The 22,032-nt window shown below is 56.6% G+C and carries 10 protein-coding genes and 1 pseudogene; 10 read left to right on the forward strand and 1 reads right to left on the reverse strand.

Annotation, left to right across the window (positions count from 1 at the left end):
• Positions 1 to 132: 132 nt before the first annotated feature.
• From JZX89_RS09100 to JZX89_RS09145, 10 genes and pseudogenes are all read left to right on the forward strand, one after another.
• Entirely contained in the window at positions 133 to 4,239 is a 4,107-nt protein-coding gene (locus tag JZX89_RS09100) for a hypothetical protein (protein WP_207133873.1), read from the forward strand.
• Between the two features lie 151 nt (positions 4,240 to 4,390).
• Complete coding sequence (locus JZX89_RS09105; protein WP_207133874.1) at positions 4,391 to 5,326, forward strand: DUF4007 family protein; 936 nt, start codon at positions 4,391 to 4,393, stop codon at positions 5,324 to 5,326.
• Complete coding sequence (locus JZX89_RS09110; RefSeq protein WP_207133875.1) at positions 5,319 to 8,762, forward strand: hypothetical protein; 3,444 nt, start codon at positions 5,319 to 5,321, stop codon at positions 8,760 to 8,762. The genes JZX89_RS09105 and JZX89_RS09110 overlap by 8 nt, the downstream gene beginning before the upstream one ends.
• 30 nt (positions 8,763 to 8,792) lie before the next feature.
• Positions 8,793 to 9,605 (forward strand): phosphoadenosine phosphosulfate reductase family protein, encoded by an 813-nt coding sequence (locus JZX89_RS09115; protein ID WP_207133876.1) that lies wholly within the window; start codon positions 8,793 to 8,795, stop codon positions 9,603 to 9,605.
• Entirely contained in the window at positions 9,584 to 11,458 is a 1,875-nt protein-coding gene (locus JZX89_RS09120; protein ID WP_207133877.1) for a hypothetical protein, read from the forward strand. Before JZX89_RS09115 ends, JZX89_RS09120 begins: the two co-directional genes overlap by 22 nt.
• Complete coding sequence (locus JZX89_RS09125; RefSeq protein WP_207133878.1) at positions 11,455 to 13,020, forward strand: hypothetical protein; 1,566 nt, start codon at positions 11,455 to 11,457, stop codon at positions 13,018 to 13,020. The genes JZX89_RS09120 and JZX89_RS09125 overlap by 4 nt, the downstream gene beginning before the upstream one ends.
• A complete protein-coding gene (locus JZX89_RS09130; protein ID WP_207133879.1) occupies positions 13,020 to 18,203 on the forward strand; it encodes an FtsK/SpoIIIE domain-containing protein in 5,184 nt (1,727 codons plus the stop codon). The genes JZX89_RS09125 and JZX89_RS09130 overlap by 1 nt, the downstream gene beginning before the upstream one ends.
• Positions 18,200 to 19,351, forward strand: a complete 1,152-nt coding sequence (locus tag JZX89_RS09135) for a cysteine desulfurase family protein (protein WP_207133880.1) — start codon at positions 18,200 to 18,202, stop codon at positions 19,349 to 19,351. Before JZX89_RS09130 ends, JZX89_RS09135 begins: the two co-directional genes overlap by 4 nt.
• 1,116 nt (positions 19,352 to 20,467) lie before the next feature.
• Positions 20,468 to 20,530: pseudogene (locus JZX89_RS28860) on the forward strand (hypothetical protein); the annotation flags it as partial.
• Between the two features lie 123 nt (positions 20,531 to 20,653).
• Complete coding sequence (locus JZX89_RS09145) at positions 20,654 to 21,409, forward strand: IS1595 family transposase (protein ID WP_207133881.1); 756 nt, start codon at positions 20,654 to 20,656, stop codon at positions 21,407 to 21,409.
• On the opposite strand, the gene JZX89_RS09150 is transcribed toward JZX89_RS09145, so the two are convergent.
• Positions 21,376 to 21,873, reverse strand: a complete 498-nt coding sequence (locus tag JZX89_RS09150; protein WP_207133882.1) for a hypothetical protein — start codon at positions 21,871 to 21,873, stop codon at positions 21,376 to 21,378. The genes JZX89_RS09145 and JZX89_RS09150 overlap by 34 nt on opposite strands.
• Between the last annotated feature and the right edge of the window lie 159 nt (positions 21,874 to 22,032).

Raw genomic sequence — 22,032 nt, forward strand, 5'->3', positions numbered from 1 at the left:
GACCGCAAGGGTGTCGGCTTCCCACCGCCGCCATATTGCCCCATATCCGATCAATTGGTCCAAAGTAGTTGTGATATGCCGCGTGAAGGATGTACGCTGAGTTGCATAACAATTAAACTCAAAGTGATTCTGATGTTGGACAGGACTTTGTTTGCCCGGCAGGGGAGGCCGCAATCTAAAATCGATATAGCAGCGGTGGTCGGACAATTTCTTGCCGAGGTATCGCTGAACGATTTGGTGGTCGAATTGGTTCAGAACGATCTCGACGCAGGAGCGACGAAAACAGTCATCACGTTTGGCGAGACGGCGCTCGTTTCCGAGGGCAATGGGAGCCCGATCGACCCAAATGGCTGGAAACGTCTAGGTTATGTTCTCGGAGCCGGTGGCGAGGTTGAGGCGAAGAAGGACGGCATAGGATCCAAGAACCATGGGCTTCGTGCACTGTTTTTGTTGGCCGACGACGTGTGGCTCCAGTCGGGTGGATATCGCGTAGAACTGACAGCGCGAGGTAGATCCGGAGCGCCGAAGGAATTTTACCCGGCGTCTTGGGATCGCGTAGAGGATCCTGACGCGCCAGCCGTTGGAACGAGGATCACGGCAGAGTATCGCACCGAGCGAATGCGCAAACCGGATGGCGACGGAGCGTATCTCGAACCGCCTACCACGAAAATGTTGGACGAACTTTGGTTGGTGTCGGCGGACGAGGCTCCTGAAAGGTTCGTCGCGGCGTCCGCACCGGGAAAGGAGTGGCGATACGAACTGGTGCTGCAAAGAGTCGGACATCCACCTCGAGCCTTTGTCTTTGAGTGCAATCGTCTGGGCGGTGTGTTCAAAGCCCTATTTCTCCGATCATGTAAGAAAAGGGATGGAACTGGCCCTTTGGAACAGATAGTCCGCCGCCATTGCATCAGATTCCCCGTGAGTGAAAATGATCTCGGGGCGGGCAAGGTTCCCCGTCTGTACAGGTCCGGAGCGCGCACGTATGGTGAGGTGTCGTGGAGCGTCGACCGTCGCAACAGGCCACTCGCATCCGTTGGCCTTCTTCGGTATCCAATCGCCTTTCCGAGCGAAAGCGCTTCGTCCGGCGCCGGATTCGATATTTCAGCGCCGTTTCTCGCGGGGCGTTCCCGACATGCGCTCAGCGAAGATGATCGTAATCTGCGGTTGATAGATGCAGGGCGTGTCGCCTTTGCGGAGGCTGGCGGAAAAGGGTTGGCGAAACTCTATGGTCCGCGTTTCGGCACCCTCATCCAGAGCGAAGGCAGGGTGGACAATGCGGTGTCGGACAAGCTAGCGGCACTGCTTGTGGCGGAAGGCGGCCTTTCGGTATGCGGCAAGCCGTTGGGGAAGTCGTTCGACGCTATTCTTATGAAACGTTCTGAGCCACTGGTTCTGGCAAGTAGCAAAGCTGATCCGGGAAGGGTGAGCGAAGCGCTCTGCCTTATCGCACGCGACAAAAAGAACGTATTACATCCCGCAACACCGCATGAACTTGCTGCTCGAATCTCGCGCGTCTGTTCGTCAGCGATCTTGGTATTCGATGAGAAGAAGGCAGCGGTCGAGACCTTTATTGAAGAAGTCCCGGAGCAAGTCGACGACAAGGATCTCAGACGCTTTCGTGAAGTCCTTCAGGTTCTGGAACGATTTCGGAAAGTATCCGGGGAACTTCCAAAGGAGCTGACCGAGAAAGGCAAGCTTCCCGTGGTGGGTGGCGGAATTCATTTGTGGAAGGCCGTGCGTTGGTCGAAAACCGGGCTCCCATCGGTGCCAGGCATTGTGGATCCGAAGTTAATTCATGCCGATCTTGCAGGCCACCCGTTCCTGGTTTCGTCCGCCGCTCGATTGAAGGAATTCAAGCTCGACGAATTTCTGCACAACAAGGACTTCAAGCCAGTCAACGCGGTAGGCCGCCAAAATTTCTTTGACTGGTTGAAGTCCAACGCGAGTGCCGTGACGAAGGCGCGACTTACCGAAATCGCCAACTATCCGATATGGCCGGGCCGTGACGGCATTCACAGATCACTGCCCGAATACTGCCTGCCCAGAGATCGCCATATCGCCGGGGTCATGAAAAGCACCTGCATCGAACCGTCTCGGGACGTCGTGACGCTCGCGGGCAGCCGGGCGGCGAAAAAAGCTTTGAAGCTGCGGACGCAGCCAATCATGGACGAGTACGTGGCGTGGTACGATCTCGCCATGGAAAAGGTAACCGAGAGCCTTGACGCGCTAAACGAAATATCGGCGTCGCAAATATTGGGGGAGATCGAAACGGGTCTGGCTGCGCTTCATGCACGAGGCGTTGCCGTTGAAGACGTTGCAAGACAGCATAGTACCGTGGCGCAAGACGGGACAATCCGACCAATCGCTCAACTTCACGAGGTCTCCAGCCTGATCGGCGCGTGCGCATTACCCGCGGAGTATTTGTGCAAGCCCGGCAGGGGCGAACTCTACCGCAAGCTTGGCGCGCGGTCACGTCCGTCTTCAGAGTCTCTCGTGGCGGCGCTTCGGCAAGATCCAAACTTATCCGCCTTCTTCATACGTCTGGATCAATACCGGAAAGGCGGCTTTGACCTCCAGGACCTCGCCAATGAACCTATCGTTCCAACACCATCTGGCGTATTCAAGGCCGCAGATCTTGCGTTCAAGTCCGACAGAGACTTATGGGGCGGCTACAAGATAAAGCTGGAAAAGCTGACGTCGGTGCCCGCCGACCACGATCTGCTCGTTTTGCTAGGGGTGACGATAGCTTCGCTGAAGGGAGGGCAGTCTCCAGCATTTTTCGAATGGCTTTCCAAGCAAAGCAGACGGGTTCAGCACGATCACCTACCACAGATTCTGCGCCACTGGCGAGATGTCACTCACGGACCGGCCTATTGGGCGTCAGGAGTACCAAGCCTCAAATGCATCCCTGTTCGCGGCAAGGAAAAGGTGCTGGAGCTGATCTCTTTAACAGAAGCATTAAATCCACGAAATCACGTTTACTTGGACGATTTTCCCGATCTTTCCGACGCCGCTCTATCGAGCGGGCGAGTCAGGCTAGCGATCGATACGGATAACAAGCATGCATCCGTCATCGGCGAGTTCGCGACCGTCGGCATCCGCTCTCTCAGGCGCCAAGCGCCATTTCCGAGCGCCGTTACGATCCGGGAAGAGGCCCAAGTCCCAAGTCAATTGACTAACGACCTGCGTCGCCTCCAATCGCCACGAGTCGCGGCGTCGCTGAAATCGAGGCTTCCTAAGCATGGCGTCGCGCTTGCAGATATAAGAAACGACATCAGAAATCTTGTCCGAGGCATAACCGGCGTCCGGTTCGGCCAGGGACTTGTCGCTACGTACGAATTGGCAGGAAAAACCCTGGAAATAGAGACAGCAAGCGCGGTGGATGCCATCACCGTTACAGTCTTCGTTAGTAGCGAAGACGATCCGTCCGCCGGATTCTTCAGCGCTTTGGTTGGATATCTGTTTCGTGCGGGGGCAACTCCGCAGAACGCATGGGGCCTCATGATGGCAGTCAGGGAGAAGCGTCCCGCCGATCAGCTTTCCCTTCTTGAGGAAGACGAGGGGGGCGGCGACGGGGAAGCGGACGATGCCGGTCGGCTGGACTCGGATACAGACACTAGCAAGGAGTCGACAATGCGATCCGGCCACGGCGCGCCGGCTTCCGCGCAGATGACGCCGCAGGCACCTCGGCCGAAACGTTTCTCGCCTATCTCCAAAGCGACGTATTTAGCGAGCCGACGTGGCGGCTCGACGGTGAGGCGAAAGACCGCCACGGATGACGTCCGAAACTCCCTCGAGGAGCAAGAGCACATCAGAGCTCTGAAGGAGGAGCATTATGCTTGGCACTGCCAAGCATGCATCGGGACAATGGACGTGGTCAAGGCGGCACCTCCCGGCACCTACGTCTATTCTCCTGGGTTCCGCCGACGTCTGATCGAAGCTCATCATGTGACCCACCTTCAGAACGCCGGCGGACTGGGAGCTAGCAACTTGCTGCTCCTATGCCAATTTCATCATACTGCTTATGGCGACGAGCTCTCACGAGACACCGTGCTGGCAGGCCTGAAAAATGCCGGGAAGGTCGTACGGCGCTTCCCGACAGACCTCGATGGGCTCCGCACAAAGCGGCGCGACGGTCTGCTGGCATCTGCATCGTTATCCAAAGAACCTTTTGCGATTGGACTCTTCTTCACGAAGGAGCATGCCGAGAGTTGGCTTGCGGACGTCCCGCAAGACTGAGACTGTGATATTGATCAAGGGAGGGAGATCGGCCTTGAGGCAACAAAACCTTTGACAACTAAACATTGGACTGACGGGTTTCAAATTAAAGCTTGGAATCGGACACACGTACCGGCTAACTGTAGTTTCGCATATCAAAAGGGTAGATGATTTGGCCAGCGTTCCTCAGCACGACTTCCGTTTTGGTGGACATCAGACCTTCGCTCTTCGGATCGCTTGGCTGCCCAAGGCGGCGGCCGCCATCGAACGGGGCGAGGATCCGTTGTCGAACCCGCTCGTCGGCGTGGTGTCCCTAGGACTTGGCAAGAACATGGTCGAAGCGCTGCGCTGCTGGATTGATGCGTACGGCGTCGCGTCGAAAACCGATGGCAGGTGGTCGCTGACCGCCTTCGGACGTGCATTGTTCGGCGCGCATGGGCATGATCCCTACCTTGAAGACCAGCAAACCCTTTGGCTGCTTCACTGGAAAATCGCCACGTTGCAGACGGCGCCTTTCTTCGCCTGGGAACTTCTCTTCAATCGCTGGAACGAGCCGACTTTTTCGGCGTCCGCCGCGCTGCTGGCCTTCTCCCAAGAAGCGGAGCGGGCGCAGCGTGCCCTGTCTCCAGTCTCGGCAAAACAGCACCTCGACGTCTGCCTTCACACCTACCTTCCGGGGCGATCGGGGCGATCTGAAGAGGCGTTGGACAGTCCACTTTCGTCGCTGCGGCTGATCCGTCACGTGGGTGTTCGCGAACTTGCCGAGGGGCGTAACGAGCAAGTGTATGCTTTCGATCTCGAACCGAAGAATAGCCTGAGCCAGACGACGTTTGAGTTTTGCCTGCATGACTGGTGGAACCGAGAGCTTCAGCACGAAGAGACAGTCACGCTCAACGAGGTCGCATTCTCGCGGCTCAGTCCAGGGCGTGTCTTAAGACTGCCCGAAAACGAAGTTCGCGAACGTCTGGGCGTCTTATCGCGTGAGAAGAACGCCAGCTTCGAGCTACTCGAAAGCCTTAATCAAATTATGGTCCGCCGAAGGCAGCGACGGGAACCGCTCGCCCTGCTATCAAAGGTCTACGCCGCCGAGGATCTCGCCCATGCTTAAAAACCGCGTCCGAACCTCCGATCCGGTTTTTCGCGACCTCCTTCAGGTACGGCCGCATCATCTTCGATCGGTCCAGATTGAGAGAGACTACGCGGACCTGGGATCGACGCTTCACTACGCTGTCACGCCATTCGTGGCTTCGACGGTCGAGCGGCTGTCGCAGGGTTTCAAACCCACTTCCACCCAGCGTGCTTGGCGCCTCACCGGCGATTACGGTTCCGGCAAATCAAGCCTCGCGCTCGCACTCGCCCGGCTGGCTGCAGCGGAACCGGACCTCTTGCCCGAGGCTCTGCACGGATCGGTTTCGCCATCTAGGCTCGAGCCCGTCCTCTTCGTGGGCGAGAGAGAACCGATCGGGAAGGGCGTGCTACGAGCCGTCGAGGCAACGGCGACTCGTGCGTTTGGAAAAGTACCGCGCGCGCTTGCAACGCTGCTTGCTCAACCCGAAGTTTCGGAACCGCTCAAAGTAGTCGAAGCTCTCGGCGCTCTTAACGAAGCCCTATCGAATGCAGGGAAAGCCGACGGGCTGTTCATCGTTTTGGACGAGCTCGGCAAGAACCTGGAGTTTGCGGTTAACTCCGCACTTTCCGACGACGTCTATCTGCTGCAGCATCTCGCAGAGTTGTCGGTCCGAAGCGGATCGTCGCCAATCATGGTCATAGCGGTCCTGCATCAAGCTGTAGGGAGCTACGCGTTAAGCTTGCCCGCCGTCCAGCGGAAGGAATGGGAGAAGGTTTCCAGCCGGTTCGAGGAGGTCGTTTTCGCGCCGCCGATCGAGCAAACCGCCAACCTTATCGCCGCCGCGCTCGACGTCGATCGTGCTGCGATTCCGAAGGACCTTTCCAAGGCTGCGGAGTTGACGATGACCGCAGCCCTCGATCTGGGTTGGTACGGTGTGTCCGCCGGACGTGAAAGTCTTATTGCCCTATCACCGTCGCTGCTGCCTATCGACCCGACCACGTTGCCAGTTCTTTCCCGGCTTCTACGGCGTTTCGGGCAAAACGAACGCTCCCTCTTTGGATTTCTGTCTTCGGCCGAGCCGCACGGGTTGTTAGAACATTCTTCGAGGCCGTTGAAGTCGTTCGCTCCATATCGAGTCGGTGATCTATACGACTACCTGGTGGCGAACCTTGCCGGTTTGATCGGTTCCAGCACCATGGCCTCCCGGTGGGGCATGATCGGCGAGGTTGTTGCAAGTCTGGAAAACCTTGAGCCAGAAGGCTCGTTGATTGTGCGGACGATCGCAGTTCTGAACCTACTGGACGAGCAGACGCTAGCCGCGACGCCGGCAGCCGTCTCGCTTTGCGTCGCTGGTGCGAACCCGATCTCTCGTCAGAAAGTCGAAAGGACGATCGAGAGACTTAAAAAGTCGTCAAAGACGATCTATGACCGTGGTGCAAGTGGCGCGCTATGCCTCTGGCCGCATACCAGTGTTGATCTCGAAGAAGCGTATGCCAAGGGTCTCGCCGCTACCAAGCGAGCCGGAGTCACTCTGCAGGCCTTGAAGGCGAACCTTTCCAACGAGCCGGTCGTCGCTAGACGACACTATGTGCAGACGGGAGCGCTGAGACATTTCGATGTGAGGCACGTCAACGCAAGTGATGCGAGTGAGGTTCTTGAAAAAGCTGCAAGCGAAGCTTTCACTTCCGACGGCCAGATCCTTGTGTTTCTGAGCACGAGCGAGGCAGAGCGTCGGCAAGCGGTCCAAAGCCTGGAAGATGTTGCTTCGTTGCTGCCCCCGACGATTATAGGATGTGTTCCCCAGCCGATTGCCGCGATCTTGCCATTCCTCAATGAAGTGGCAGCATGGAAATGGGTGCGAGAGAACGTATCGACCATGGCGGGTGATCGTATTGCGCGCAATGAGGCTGCTAGACAGTTCGCCTTAGCGGAGGCGCGGCTGTCGCGATTCCTAGACGCGTACCTAGACATTCGCGGTACCGCCGCAAGCTCGATGTCCTGGTACCACGCAGGGCGCCAGATGGACATTTCTACCGGCCGGCGCCTTACGGGTCTCGTATCGGAAATATGTGACAAGGTCTTCGATCTCTCGCCAAAGGTTACAAACGAGCTCCTTAACCGTCGGAACTTGAGCTCGGCGGCAGCGTCCGCGCGGTTTCGCGTGATGGAAGGACTTTCCGCGTCGGCCGGCACGCCTTCGCTCGGGCTCGACAAGGGGGGAACTCCGCCGGAGCTGGCAGTCTATCTCTCCGTGATCAAGGCAGGGAACGTGCACATCGAGCGGGATGGGGGTTGGGCTGTCCAGATGCCTCCAGAGGGGTCGGATCCTCTCCGCCTCCGGCCATCGTTGCTAAAAATCGGGCAAGTGCTGGAAGGTGCAGGAGATCGTCCTGTTCCTTATGAAGAGGTTGCGGATTCTCTTCGTGGTGGTCGATATGGCGTCCGGGAAGGTCTCGTCCCACTGCTGATCGCCATCTATCTAGCTGTCAATTGGCATCGGACCGCTGTGTACGAGGACGGGACGTATTTGCAGCAGGTTGGTGATCGCGAGTTTTCGCGTATCGTCAAAGAGCCCGAACATTTCCAGCTTCAGCATTGCGTCGTCGAAGGCGTACGTGCAGAAATCTTTGCCAGGCTGGCGGCCGCGCTGGGGATGACCGGCCCGCGGGACGGTATCGATCTTCTTGACGTGGTACGGCCGCTCGTGACGTTCGTTGCTAGACTTCCCGACCATGCGCGTAGAACAAAACAGCTTAGTGCATCAACGATCGCCGCCCGCAATGCCCTTCTTGCCGGGCGGGATCCCACGGCGCTAGTGTTCCGCGACCTGCCCCTCGCATTTGGCATCGATGCATTCGCGCCGGGCCAAGCGGCAGCGGAACAGGATATCGATGCATTCATCAAAGCCATGAGCGGCTCCGTAGGTGAGCTTCGTGAGGCGTATCCATCGCTGCTGAGGAGAGTCGCCACGGCAATGGGCGCCGCATTGGATGCCGAAGAGGCGCTCGGGCCACAGCGGGTAGAGCTTCTTCGCCGCGCCGGAAGAGTGAAGGCTGCTCTGGTCGAGCCGGAACTGAAGTCATTTGTGCTGCGTCTCGCCGACGGAAACCTAGACGATCAGGCATGGCTCGAGTCGATCGCAAGTCTCGTGGCCAGAAAGCCGTCAGAGCGGTGGGTGGACGCAGACGAAGTGGAGTTCAACCACCGCTTGAACTTACTCTCCCGTAGATTTAAGCATGTTGAAGCAACACGATTCGCAGAGGAAGAAGAGCCGTCGAATAGTTACAGACTGGTTGTTACTGCCGCGGACGGCAATGAGGTGGAACAGGTCTACAGGCTTTCGAAGGCAGAAACTGAGAAAATTGCCGCTATCGAGGATGAGCTACGCGCGTTCTTGGAGACCAATGGAAAGCTCGGTCGAGTGGCTACTGCCCGAGCCCTCCTTGCGCTCGACGGCGCCGACAGCAGCAGCTAGGCATAATTTCGTGCTGAAATGAGGTAGATGATGAATGAAGAGAAGCCTGTCCGACACATATTGAGCCTTTCTGGGGGCAAGGACAGTACGGCGCTCGCGATCTACCTGCGCGATCGCGTTGAGAATATGGAATACATCTTCCATGACACGGGCAAAGAACTTCCTGACACGCTTGAATACATCGAGCGGTTGGAATCGTATCTTGGTACAAAGGTTGTCAGAACTACGACCCGCGAGACGTTCGACGACATCTTAAGAAGCAAGGGCGGCATGCTTCCATCCGGCCACCGTAGGTGGTGCACCGACTACCTGAAGCTCAAGCCGTTCGAAAACTACATCGGGGAAGAGCCGTGCGTGAACTACGTCGGCATTCGGGCCGATGAGGATCGGGTTGGCTACATTAGTCACAAGCCAAATATCAAGGCCGTGTTTCCGTTTCGCGAAGACGGCATCGACTATGACGGCGTTGTAAGGATTCTCGAGGAAGCCGGCCTGGGCATGCCCCCGTATACGGAATGGGGAAGGACCCGATCCGGGTGCTTCTTCTGCTTCTATCAGCAGAAGATCGAGTGGGTACGTCTCAAGCAGAACTTTCCAGAACTTTATGAAGAGGCGAAAGCTTACGAAAAGCCAAATAGGGTCAACGGACAGGTATTCTACTGGACGGACGAGCCGTTGGAGGATCTCGAACAGCCAGAGCGCATGGAATCAATCGAGGACAACTGGAACAAGATGCGCGAGCGCAAGAAGGCGCGGCGAGGGAACCAGCCGCTTGTCAAAACGCTCGGCGGACTAGAAATCGACGACACGCCGAGGGATGGATGCATGATTTGCCAACTTTGACGGACAGTGAAACATCTCTGGGAGAGAGATGGGTATCTTTCCTGCGCGGGTACGGGCCGGTAGGCCGCCGCGACGGGATGTATGCTGAAACCATCATGGATTTGGCGAACAACTATGGCATCGAACCACTTCGATTTCTTCATCCGTTCGAAGGCCAGATATCGGACGCGCTCCGTCCGGAAGAAGGCGTACTTACAAACCTGATCCTGACCGGCACGGCGGGAGACGGCAAGACAACGTTGTGTAATGATCTTTGGGAAGGACTGGGCGGCGATGATAGTCGGCGTCGCGGTAGAAATCGAAAAAGCTACTCGTCTCTGGATGTTCAGACGCCTGACGGTCCTCGAACGATCCACTTTATTTTTGAGTTCAGCGGCTTTGCACCTGAACATGGCCAAGCGTGGCCTGAAGACAAGCACGACCTCGTAAAAAGACTTGCGGCTTCCATTCTGGATCCAAACCCAACCGAGTTCTTCGTCATCGCCGCAAACGACGGAAAGCTTGTGAACGAGTGGGAAGGCCTGCCGGCCGGATCTCCGGCGCGCCGTCTAAACGCCGTGATCGAAGAACTTCTTGCTTCCGGCCATTCCAGACGCTCTGACCTGCGCCTTCTGTTTCTAAATCTCAGCAGAATGTCCACTAAGAACATTTTGAAAGCGGCTGTCGACTGCCTCGTAGGCCGAGCCGAATGGACCTGTTTCGAGGATGAGGCAGGCGATCCGGCATTCGGTGAAACGTCGCCCCTTAGACGAAACTATCAACTGCTGTGCGATCCGTTCGTGAGGAAACGACTCGAATCACTGGCTGAACTCTGCGACGCCAATGGGTTCCACGTTTCTATCCGTGAAATCCTGTTGCTTCTCGTCAACGGCCTGCTTGGCCATCGGCCATCAGACGAGAACGTGATGCGTCCAGACGACCTCCGAGCTGTTGCGGCGGCAGGGAAATACTACGAGGCTTCTCTCTACCAGAATGTATTCGGCGCCAATCTGCGTGAACAGAAGCGTGAGCAGTTTGCAGTGTTCAACTATCTAAACGGCTTTCGCATCGGTCATGAAACGTCGAACGTTCATGACGCCCTGATCGTCTTTGGTCCAGATGACGAAGATCTCGCTGTCGACCACGCGCGGCTGTTGGCGAGCGACGCGCAGTTCGGAAACAATCCTTACTTTGAAAACCTTCGAACCATGTATCTCAACGCCGACGAGGATCGCGCAGATGCTGGAGAATTCGTCGACGCACTGGTGGGCGAAAGGCGCAGGCTCTTTTTCCGCCTCGGCGATCATGAGACCCGTTTCGACCCTTGGAAGCTCACTGTTTTTGAATCCGCCGGGATATATCAACGGGAGGTTCTTTGGTCTTTGGATACCGAGGGTCGTGTCGAGCTACACGCTTTGTCGCTCATCGTGCAAGGACTCAACCGGGTTTGGACTGGGATGCTCGTCGGAGAACTGGAAACGCTATATCTTAGCGCCGGTCTGGACTTCAGCAGCGCGCGAGTCAGTGAAATCTATCTCGCGGAAGTGCCAATGCAGGGAGGTCTCTACGGCAACGAAGTTTCGGTGCGGTTCGACAAGGACCTCGAGCTTCCAGTTCTTCGTGTTTCAATCAACGATACGCACTACGTCGATTTCACTCTGTTCTTGCGCCGGTTCGAGTTTTTGATCCGCGTGGCCAAGGGCGCCCTCCCGTCGTCGTTCTCGAAAGAATGCTACGAGGACGTGATGGCGTTCAAAACCAAGGTACTCAGCAAGTATTTTCAGATGAGTAGCAAGCGCGCCACGCAGATCAACGTCATGTGGGTCGGCGACGATGGCGGTATAAATAAGCGCCGGCTCGGAGTCTCGCTTTGAATTTTCTTAATCCTGAGAATATCGGCCCAGTACCTGTGCAGTCCACCGCGCCCAAAAGCACGAGCGTCTGGCTAGAGGAAACTCTTTTTGGCCACCGCCTCTGGTACCGTCAGACGCCTTGGCTTCTGTTCCTTGAGTTCCTCAATGTTGCCGAAGCGTTTTTACGCGGCGGCAAAGAGCAACTTTTTGCATATTCAGATCCCACTGAAATGCGCGCTTTCAAAATGCGATACCGCATGGGTCTCAGGCACATCCTTTTCGACAATGAAGAGCTTGTCAGGGCGTCACAAGTGATTGGTAGCGAAGAGGCAAGATGGGCTGCCTGGTTCAGCACGATGAACGGCAGGGGGGTGGACGGCGGCTTCGGATATCTGAAGGAGCGCTTCCGTCAGTTCAGCAGTTTTGTCGAACTCGTGTCACTGGTAAAACAGACGACGCTCGAGAACGACAACGAGCGTAGGTGGTCGTCGCAATTTATCTTCCCTTTTGGCCCTGACGCGCTGTACAGCGACACCATTATCAAGAAAGAATCCCCGCAACCGGACTACAACAACTTCGGTCGCACGGGAGAGATCCTTTACATGATGATCAGTCGGTCCGCGCACGCGGATCGATTACGGTCTTACTTCGCCGATTTTCTGGATCCTGAAAAACCAAAAAACCAACTGGTCAAGACGTTGGGTGCGCCATCCGACGCCGAAACCAATCGTGACAACAGAGGTGAGACCTACCTACCATATAGGACCCACCCCTCGTATGACCGCCTTGCGGAGGATTGGCTTGCGGTTCTAGAACTGCAGCTTCCAGAGCAAGACGCGTACGCATACCTTGTGCCGTTGGGCTCGTTCCACATCATGCTGTACCAGTTGGAGACCGCCGCCGCGCTCGCGGGGCGGCAGCGCCGGCCGGTGATGGTGTGCGAAATGATAGCCCCGAAACGTGAGTTTGTTCGCCAGCGCGCGATCGCATCATATCAGGAAAACGACTCCCTTTCCTTGCAGGCCTTGGATCATGCGATCGACAAAAGCCTGGCAGGCGACGAATGGAAAGAAATAGAGAGTGCGGATGTTTCCGACGGCGAGCGCTTTGACGCCGCAAAGGATTTCATCGCGCGCCATTTCTACTTCAAGCCGGAAGAAGGCGAACAGACGGTCCAAACTCTTGTTGATGCACTGCGGGAGAGCGTCGTGATCAAACATGAGGCCAACTGCGGCAAGGTACATAGCGACTACGGTAGGTCGATAGGACTTTGCTCAAGGCGGGGCACGAACCGGTATCGGTATGCGCCCACCGATGCCTTCATCAAGATGCTCGTGATCACGCTCGTTTCCAAGCGGACTGAATTTAAGAAGTTTCTCGCGGACGTTTACGCGCGCTACGGATTGGTGTTCGGCGAGACAGAGGCAGCCGACGCCCTTGAAGGTTCGACGTTCCAATCATCCGCATTCGAGCGCAATCGCACGAGGCTTGAGGTCCGGCTAGCCAGCATGGGTCTCCTCAACAGACTGTCCGATGGTTGCGCATATGTCATAAATCCATTCGCCGCGAACGGAACGGAATGATGCAGGATCTGGACCTAATCGGCGCGATGGCTGTGAACGTCGTTCGCAAAGCACTCGACGTAGGACGTGGCGAACCTGGCGTGGTCCGGTTTGTTATGACCGGACTTTCAAAGGAAGAAATCGCCTCGATCGTCATCTCCGCCCAGCAAGATAAGTCGATCCGAGAGCGGTTGGATATCGCACTCCCCCGGTACGCTTTCGAAGGCTACCCAGGCATTGACGAAAGCAACTTGACCGACGAAGCTGCGACGACCCTTCGCCATGCCGAATGCGATAGGGAAGGCCGGCTCATCGCTCTGCTGGACGACAGTCAGAACCAGTCGCTCGCGCAGGTTGAACCTCTTGATGCCGCTGCTCTCTTGAACAGGGACAATGCGCCGGACTGGGTGGCGCTCGTGCTCGGCGAGAACGTCGCGCTCGACGACTACTATCGTCATATGCAGGCTGCTCTCGACGCCTTGATCCAAATCGATCGGGTTTCGATGCGCCAAGTGGCTAACTATCTGGTTGCCGCCGCTGAATTGGTAAAGAATGGCGAAAAGCTGACCGTAGCCTTGGGCACGACGCTGCCTAAGCTCAGGCTGCCGCGAGCGGATCTTCTGTTTGACGACATACGTCTGGAGCATCGTCAACGCCCTAGCGAGTGGTCGAAAAGATATCAGAAGCACTGGAAAAGAGAGTGCTACATTGCCAGGCGTGATCAAAACCAAATTCCGTTGTCCATGGCCAAACTGCGGGAGCGACTGCAGACCGAGAGTACGCGCCTATCGCAAGAGGCGGTCAGGGACCTCGGCAAATATATCGCGGCGCCCGCAGAGGACAGGGAGGCGGCGTTCGCACCGTTCCTACTTGACTGGTCGGAGATCGGCCCGTTCTTCGAGGAGACACAGCGCGAGACCGGTCGATCGATGGGAGTGGAAACGAAGGCCTACTATGCGCTTTTCCCCGACTTGGTGTCGGACGCGGAGAAATCTTATCTGACTGATTTCGCCACCAACCGGGGACGATCCCCGGAAAAAGACGATATCGACGTTGAGTTCTTTAATCGGCACGCGACCGAGCTACGGGGCGAAGCCCGGCTTTATGCGCTTTGGGACAAGTTCATCTACGGGCGGGAGGTCGTCTGTACCGACTTTCAAGAAGGTCTCGTGCGTTGCCTTCAACGACTAAGGCCCAAGGATCAAGTTTCGAAAGGCGTGCTGGTTGTCGAGGGATTGCAGCACCGACCCGGCGATTTCCTCCCTTTGAATCACGACGCCTGCGCATTCTTCACCACCCGCTATAATGGCTTTCAGGCAACTTTCAATGGGATGATCGAATTCCAGAAGGTGCTCGCGTTCAAGTATTTCGAGTTCGCGGCAGAGATAGCGGTAAGGGCGAAGAGACAAGCGGACTCGACCAACAAGCGAGCTCGGCAATTGGAGTTCAAAGTTGCGATAAAGGGAAGTGACGGCGAGAAAACTGGGTGGATAAAGCTTGTGTGGCAGGCGGAGCTGAACGCCGCCGGGATCGGACTGCGCGGCGATCTGACTAACCTACTACAGAACAGGACGAAATCTCCCTTGGTGCTTGCAAAGGCTGGCCTTAGTCGTGCAAGGACGAAAGGAGGCCCAAGTGGCGTCAGCCTCGAAAATCTAGCCACCCTGGCTCCGACATTTTCTCGCAATCGCGGCTCATTCATCCCCGCGCCCTCCGCATGCCAGTCGCTGGCAAAGGAATTTCGCAGCAGCGTAGCAACGATGAAGTCACGTGACCTGCTTGATCGAGCCGACGCGGATAAGATCATCAACGCCTTTTCGGTGTTTGAAGAGGATTACCGCAAGGCGATCGAGGACTACCTTAATTTCGGTGCCGGCTCCGCTTCGCTGGAGCAGCAGGCGCGGTCGTATGCCGGCCTGCTAGACACGATCGTTTCAGCAACGAGACGGCCGGTCGTGCTGGAGGAATTACTTAGGCCGCTTGTGCAGGTCGGCGTTGCGGAGGTGGAAAGTCCGGACCCCAGCCGCCCTGTCGTAATCGTCTGCCCTTGGCATCCTCTTCGCTTGGAGGCGCAACACGGTCGTATCAATCGCTTGAAGTCGATATTCCAGACTACGCTTTCTCGGCAACACATAGCTTTCACGGACAATAGCGGAAATCTGTATTTCGAAGATTTGATCGAGGGACTGCAGGAAGCCGCTCGCCCGGAACTGCTGTACACCTGGCCACGGGAACAGAAGGTTTTGGTCACACAGGTCGGAGAGAAAAACGATTATAGTCTTCACGAGCCGCCGGTCTCGACAGGTTCGCGCGGCGCAGCGACCAACGAGAACGTAAGAGCGGTCGCCAAGCAGATTGCAGGCCTTGCTCAAAGCTATTTGAAGCTCCAGCCGCATGAGAAGGATAATCTGTCCATCGTGTTGTTCGACTGCGACGCAGCCGCGCTGCCGCAGGCTGTCGTGGATAGCATCCGAGCGGACGCTGAAAAAGAAGGCGGCGACGCGATGTGCCAAGTGGTGCTTCGGCACACCGACGACCTTCAGCTTCGCAATCTATATCAGCAGATCGTTATGCGCGAGCTGGAGATGGACACACTCCACGCAAGCGAGGCAACCCGTGACTTCATGTCCAGGTTGCGGATATCGATCCTCGTCAACCAGCACGCACCGAGTAGCCACAAGGACGGCGCCCCCTTCGACATCGTCTTCTGCCACGACGTCATCTCCAGAAAGGCTGATCAGTCGTGGGTGGACGTCCAAAAAGTCACGAGATCCGCGGAGACTATCCAGACCGGCCGTTGGTCGCGTCGTAAACCGATTGGTAAAGGTGAGCGCGACGCAACGATGTACCTTACTTGTCCGGCGCAGACGGAAGCAGGTTGGAGCCACTTGGATGCGGTTGCAGCTCTCTTCAATCCAGATGATGCGCACAACAGTCGCATGAGGGGGCAATGCCGGATCCCGGTTCGCAATACCGACGTGAAGTCGCCTCTCACCCACCGTGTTCTCGAAGAGACGCACCAGCTCGGAAACTGGGTCGTCAACTTCGACGACCTGTTGGACCGTCGCCAGCTATTGAACAACGACATCAAGATCATTCGCTATAAGCATGCTGCGGACGGTGAGCGATCGCTTATCATCTCCTCGAAGGCGGCCGACAATTTCCTACGCGCGACGCTAAAGTCGCGTCTAAGGGCGCTTTCGCTCGGCTACGACGACGCCCGGCTGGACCACGTCGCCAGCAGCTTTATCGACGAGGCGAACGAAGTTTCTGGCGACATCGTTCTTCGCGCGGCTAGAAGAGGGGCGAATGCGAGCGAGCTCATGGGAGTGGTGCTCAGCAAGTATCTCGTCCAGCATGAACTTGGGGCCGATCGCCCTCTCGTCTGGATCTTTCTAGACGACTACGCGTCGTGGCTCGGTCAAGACGAACAACGTATGGCCGATTTGCTTTGTCTGGCACCTTACCTTGACGGGGACGGAAAGCCTGTTCTCGACATCGTCATCACCGAGGCGAAGTACGTCCGAGCGCCTAGCGTCGGTGCGAAGGCAGACGACAGCAAAAAGCAGCTCGCAGACACCCTTAAAAGGTTTGAGCTTGTCTTTTCGAACGATGAGGATCCCGCTGACAAAGACATCTGGCTCGCGCGATTGTCCGAAATGTTGCTGGACGGCCTCAGGGATCAGGCTAACGACACCGTCGATTGGCGCACGGAGCTCCGAGACGGAAATTGCAGAATCTCCGTTCGCGGATACTCACACGTTTTCACCAGCTCTAACGACGTCGGACCGGCGGTATTGGACGCGATGACTGGAGTGCCCGGTACGGCGGGTATCCAGGAGAAATTCGGCTACGAGAGCGTCGGCGCGATCGTGCGCGCCTATGCGGAAGGCGCGGACCCCTCTGGCATTCGTCAGATTTCGAATTTACCTGCGGCGGCCGCGAAGGCGAAGGCTCCCGCTCCGAGGTCGTCCGAAAATTCACCGCGGCACGAGCCCGACCCGGTGCCTGTGCCAACCGAAGCAATCCCCTCAGTCCAGATGATATCGACAGGATCTCGTTTCCAGGACCTCCTTGCCTCTTGGAACGAAGCGAGCGACGGCTCGGAAGCTGATCAGAACTGGCTCGACCAAATTTCCGCAAGTTGTCGCAGTGCGCTCCTGCGGTATGGAATGTCTGCGCGACTGGAAGCTCAGATATTGACGCCGAACGCTGCGCTCCTAAAATTCAAGGGAGCTGACGACCTTACGGTTGCAAAGGTCGAGGCCAAGGCGACCGAGCTGGAGACGACCCACGGTATACAGCTCTTTGACGTCAGAGCAGAACCGGGCAGAGTCGTCCTTTCGATCAAACGGCCTCAGCGGCGAATGCTCACGCTTCAAGAAGTTTGGACGAAGTGGGACATGGGGGGTACCCACCCGAACAGCAGGCTGCTGATCGCGGTGAAGGAAGATGACGGCCTACCGCTCTTCCTCGAACCGTCTCCGGCGCCCCATACTCTCGTGGCGGGCAGTACGGGAAGCGGAAAGTCGGTGCTGCTCCAGAATATCATCCTTGGTATCGGTGCCACAAACAGCCCGGCAGAATCAAGGATCGTGCTGATCGATCCAAAGTCGGGCGTCGATTACTTCGCGTTCGACAGGCTCCCGCATCTCGACGGACCGGTCATTGACCAGCAGAATGAGGCACTCGAGAAACTGGAGGAGCTCGTCTTCGAAATGGAGCGTCGATATGCTCTCTTCAAAGAAGCCAGAGTGTCGAACGTGAACGCTTACAACGCCGCAGCAAAGGAACGCGTACCGCTTATCTGGTTGATACACGATGAGTTTGCAGATTGGATGCAGGTCGACACTTACCGCACAGCGGTCGATGCTTTTGTGTCCCGGCTGGGCGTCAAAGCTCGTGCCGCGGGAATCTACCTTATCTTCGCGGCCCAGCGCCCGGATAGCAGCGTGTTTCCAATGCAATTGCGGAGCAACCTCGGGAACCGACTCATCTTACGCGTAGATAGCGCGGGAACGTCAGATTTGTCGCTGGGCGTCAAGGGCGGAGGCGCCGAACGGCTGCTCGGCAAAGGGCATATAGCGGCCATCATCGGCGGCGGAACCGAGCCGGTGTTCGCGCAGGTTCCTTATATCTCTGAGGAACGTCTCGAGGCTCTGGTCGATGCTATTGTCGAAGATTTGGCGAAGGCAACGACGTGATCCTGAGCTATTTCGATAACAACGCCACTACGAGGCCTCACCCGGAAGTCATCGAGGCGATGATGCCTCACTTCACGGACTTCTACCTCAATGCATCCTCCGCGGCGGGGCGGCATTTCGGGGTTGACGGGGTTGTCGGTGAAGCTAAGCGCGCCATCGGGACACTGCTAGGATCCGCCGACCTTGCGGAAGAGATCGTGCTAACCTCCGGGGCGTCGGAAGCGAATAGCTGGGCCATCAAGGGGCTCATGCTCGGTGATGGCGACAACGTGGTGTCGAGCGCAATCGAACACCCATCTGTTCTGGCGGCGCTAAGTGCCATCGAGCGTCAAGGGGTCATAGTCCAGCTCGCGAAATGCACGCAGGATGGGGTGGTGGATCTGGAGGCTTTTCGTTCAGCGATGCGACCAGACACTAATTTAGTTTCCTTGATGCTAGCGAACAACGAGACGGGCGTTATCCAGCCGGTTGCCCAGCTTGCAACAATCGCTCGGGAGATCGCACCAAACTGCGTGATCCATTGCGATCTAACCCAGGCGCTTGGCCGAATACGCGTGGATTTGTTCGAAGAGTTGTTCGAGGTGGACCTCGCGTCGTTTTCGGCACACAAATTTCATGGCCCAAAGGGTGTCGGCGGCCTTTTTATCCGGTCTGGAACGAGACTAGATGCCCTACTTGAGGGAGAACAGGAAAAGGGTCGGCGTGGCGGTACCATCAACACTCCCGGCGCTGCCGGAATGGCCAAGGCAGCCCAGATCGCTGTTGCTAGATTGCCGGAGATGGAACGTGTGGCTAGCCTGCGGGATCACTTTGAGAAGCTCCTCATCGAAGCGTTTCCTGAGGCTAAAATTAACGGCAAAGGCACGCGACGCCTTCCAAATACGAGCTCGGTCACATTGCCCTCTCTGGAAGCAAACGAAGCAGTTGACGTATTGGCGGGCAGGGGACTTTGTATCGCTGGTGGGTCCGCCTGCTCTTCCGGCTCTGACGCGCCTTCCCACGTTCTCACGGCGATGGGCATGCCATATGCAAATGCCTTCCGGACGATCCGCGTCAGCCTGTCGAACGAGAGCACTTCCCACGAAATCGAGCTCCTCGTGAGAGAATTGATGGTAGCCGCTAATATCCAGCATACCGATAACACCTGATCTCGAGTTTTTTCGGCATTATGTAGCAAGTGCCACAAAGACGAGCGGCCGATGTTTGGTGGCTGAAAAAGCCGAAGGACTTCACCCCTTGACCTTGGCCGTCCAAACCCTTAGATATGTGCTGTGACATAAAGAGCATTTTGAGTCGGCTTCACCTGTAAATCGGCCCGCTCATGTGGATGGTAAACCTGACAGGAGGTTTATTCGCAGGACATTAAGTTGGCATCCGACCCTTTAGGCTAAGGAGGCGCTGCTACTGCGAGCACATTACAAAAGCACGGACCCCACAAAGGTGCCGTGCTTTTTGTTTGATCTGTAGGCCGTAATCACAGACCAGAACGGTTCATCTCTATCGCGTAGCTCCAAAATCGCAGTCCAAGCAATGCCTCTGACGGCCATCAGTCTCGAATATCTAAAACTTTCGCCGCTGTAATAGAGCTGCGATGCTGCCGTAATGACGAACGCGACGTAGGCTGGTACATCGGCCTCGGTTGCGAAACCCTCATCGATCATTTCCCTGCTATGCTCAGCCCAAATGTGGCACGCGCCATATCCACGATTGGGCGCAGTGTGCTTACCACGCAGAAGATGGATAGCTCCACCGGGTAGATTAACTCCCCGCTTTGCGATATCGGGAACCCTGCCGAACAAGAGCGTTTTGGTGGTCGGATTGATGAGTGGCCTGTTTGGCATGTAATTTCCGCGATGTTTGCCTGCATATAAAGCGCAACGACCAAAAATGAAATGCTTGGCACGTCCCATTATTCTGAATGAGGAAGAAGGCTCGACTCAATCGCATCATCCTGGTATCAGGTCCTTCATGTTCAGATCGATACGAATAGAGCACTGACCTTTCTTATCCGTCCCAAGTGACGGAAGGTCTGCTTATGTGATGCGTATCGAACGGAAATCTGAACACGCTCCAGAAGCAAAATCCCATCGTGAAGCCGAACTCCTACGATCCCTTCTCCGCAGGAGACCGGAGGTTCGAAATACGACCGCTGCGCATGGCCTGATCCCAGCGAAGGGTTTGGACAACATCCGCTGCTGAATTCGAAGGCCCGCAACCTCGATCCGGAGGCGATCTGGTCTCTTACCGAAGACGACGCCTACGCGCTGTTCGTAGACTTCAGATGGGCCGACAACGGCGGAGAACCCAACTGCCCCCGTTGCGGCTGCTTGGAGCCTTACAGCATTCGCCGACGCCGATTTCGTTGCTCGGAGGCGGAATGCCGTGCAGAGTTTTCGGTGACATCCAGAACGGTATTTGCCAACCGGAAGCTATCTTTCAAGAAGATCATCATGGCGATCTGGGAGGAGATCACGGCCTCGAAGGGCGTGGCGGCTCTTCACCTGACAAGGAAGCTCAACACTCAATACAAGACGGCCTATGTTCTGCTGCAGAAGCTTCGAGAGGCTGTCGGTCTGCGCCGCACGGCGGTCACGCTCCAGGGGCTGGTGCAGATCGACGGCAAGTACGTCGGCGGGGTTCTCCGTAAGGCGAACAAGAAGGAAGAGCGCAAGGACGGACGAAAGAGTGAGAACCAGAACGGCAAGCGCATGTGCGTGCTGGCGCTGAGGGAGGCGAACAAGCACGCTCCAAACAGGACGTTGACACGGGTGATCATGGATGAGAACGGGACGGATGCCTGGGCTGCCGTCGCTAGGCACGTCGATCCAAAGGCGCTCTTGATCGCCGACGAGCACAAGGCATACGACGATCTGGTCGGCCTTGTCTCCATGCACCGCGTAAACCACAGCCTGCAGTACCAGGAGGACGACGGCACGAACTCGAACGTGATCGAAAGTTTCTTCAGCCGCGTCGAGAAAGCCTACAAGGGTATCTATCATCGCTTCTCGGCGAAGTACCTTGACTGGTACATGGCGATGCTGGCGTGGAAGGAGGATACGCGCTACATGGGCTTGCGCTGGCAGTTCGCCGACCTCCTCCGCACGGTCACGTCAAAGCCGACGTCGAGAAACCTGTGTGGCTACTGGCAGGAGGCGGCCTCGAATATTCAGGATCAGGTTTGGGTGCGCGGCGTCCCGCCCGACTGACGGTTGACCTCCCAGAGGTTCTGGCCTCCATCGACAGTTAAGGCTTGGCTAACAAGGCCCTGCTTCAACAACCCGTCCAAGGTACCAGAGAATCTGGTGGTGAGAGCAGCTTGCAGCCGCTCCGCTTCCTCACCCAAATCTTCATCCAAAGAGAACTGCTTTGCGATGTCAGAGGTCGAAGACGGATGCTCGAAGCGTCTCAGGATGTCGAGGACGATGTGGCGATTATTCTTCCCCTTGAGGAGTTCGGTGACACGCCCGCTCGATGAATTCCAGGATGACGTTCGCGTCGGTTTGGGCGTCGTCGTGGAACCGGAGCTTTTAAACTCGGGATCGTAGAACTGGATGACTTTCTCGAAGGCGGCTTTCTGATCTTCGAGGACCGAAATCTGCGATCTAAAATCCGCCAGCCTGGCGACGATCCCAGCCAACTCATGCTTCAATTCAACGACATCTGCCGCCATACGCACCACTCCTGAACCTCTTCAGGAAATAGCACCTGACCTCGTCGGAATCTTGTGGCACTTGCTACATAATGCCGAGTTTTTTTTGATAAATGCGTGAGTTGCAAATCATCAACACCTTCGCGGGCGTTGCCTGAACGTGCTCTTGCAAGTTCTTTA

The organism is Agrobacterium burrii (assembly GCF_017313405.1).
GTDB classification, from domain to species: domain Bacteria; phylum Pseudomonadota; class Alphaproteobacteria; order Rhizobiales; family Rhizobiaceae; genus Agrobacterium; species Agrobacterium burrii.

What these genes read in the sequence shown, in the direction of transcription:
- JZX89_RS09100 (WP_207133873.1), top strand. Translation starts at nt 133, where the DNA reads ATGTTGGACAGGACTTTGTTTGCCCGGCAGGGGAGGCCGCAATCTAAA.
- JZX89_RS09110 (WP_207133875.1), top strand. Translation starts at nt 5,319, where the DNA reads ATGCTTAAAAACCGCGTCCGAACCTCCGATCCGGTTTTTCGCGACCTC.
- JZX89_RS09115 (WP_207133876.1), top strand. Translation starts at nt 8,793, where the DNA reads ATGAATGAAGAGAAGCCTGTCCGACACATATTGAGCCTTTCTGGGGGC.
- JZX89_RS09120 (WP_207133877.1), top strand. Translation starts at nt 9,584, where the DNA reads ATGCATGATTTGCCAACTTTGACGGACAGTGAAACATCTCTGGGAGAG.
- JZX89_RS09130 (WP_207133879.1), top strand. Translation starts at nt 13,020, where the DNA reads ATGCAGGATCTGGACCTAATCGGCGCGATGGCTGTGAACGTCGTTCGC.
- JZX89_RS09145 (WP_207133881.1), top strand. Translation starts at nt 20,654, where the DNA reads ATGGCGATCTGGGAGGAGATCACGGCCTCGAAGGGCGTGGCGGCTCTT.
- JZX89_RS09150 (WP_207133882.1), bottom strand. Translation starts at nt 21,873, where the DNA reads ATGGCGGCAGATGTCGTTGAATTGAAGCATGAGTTGGCTGGGATCGTC.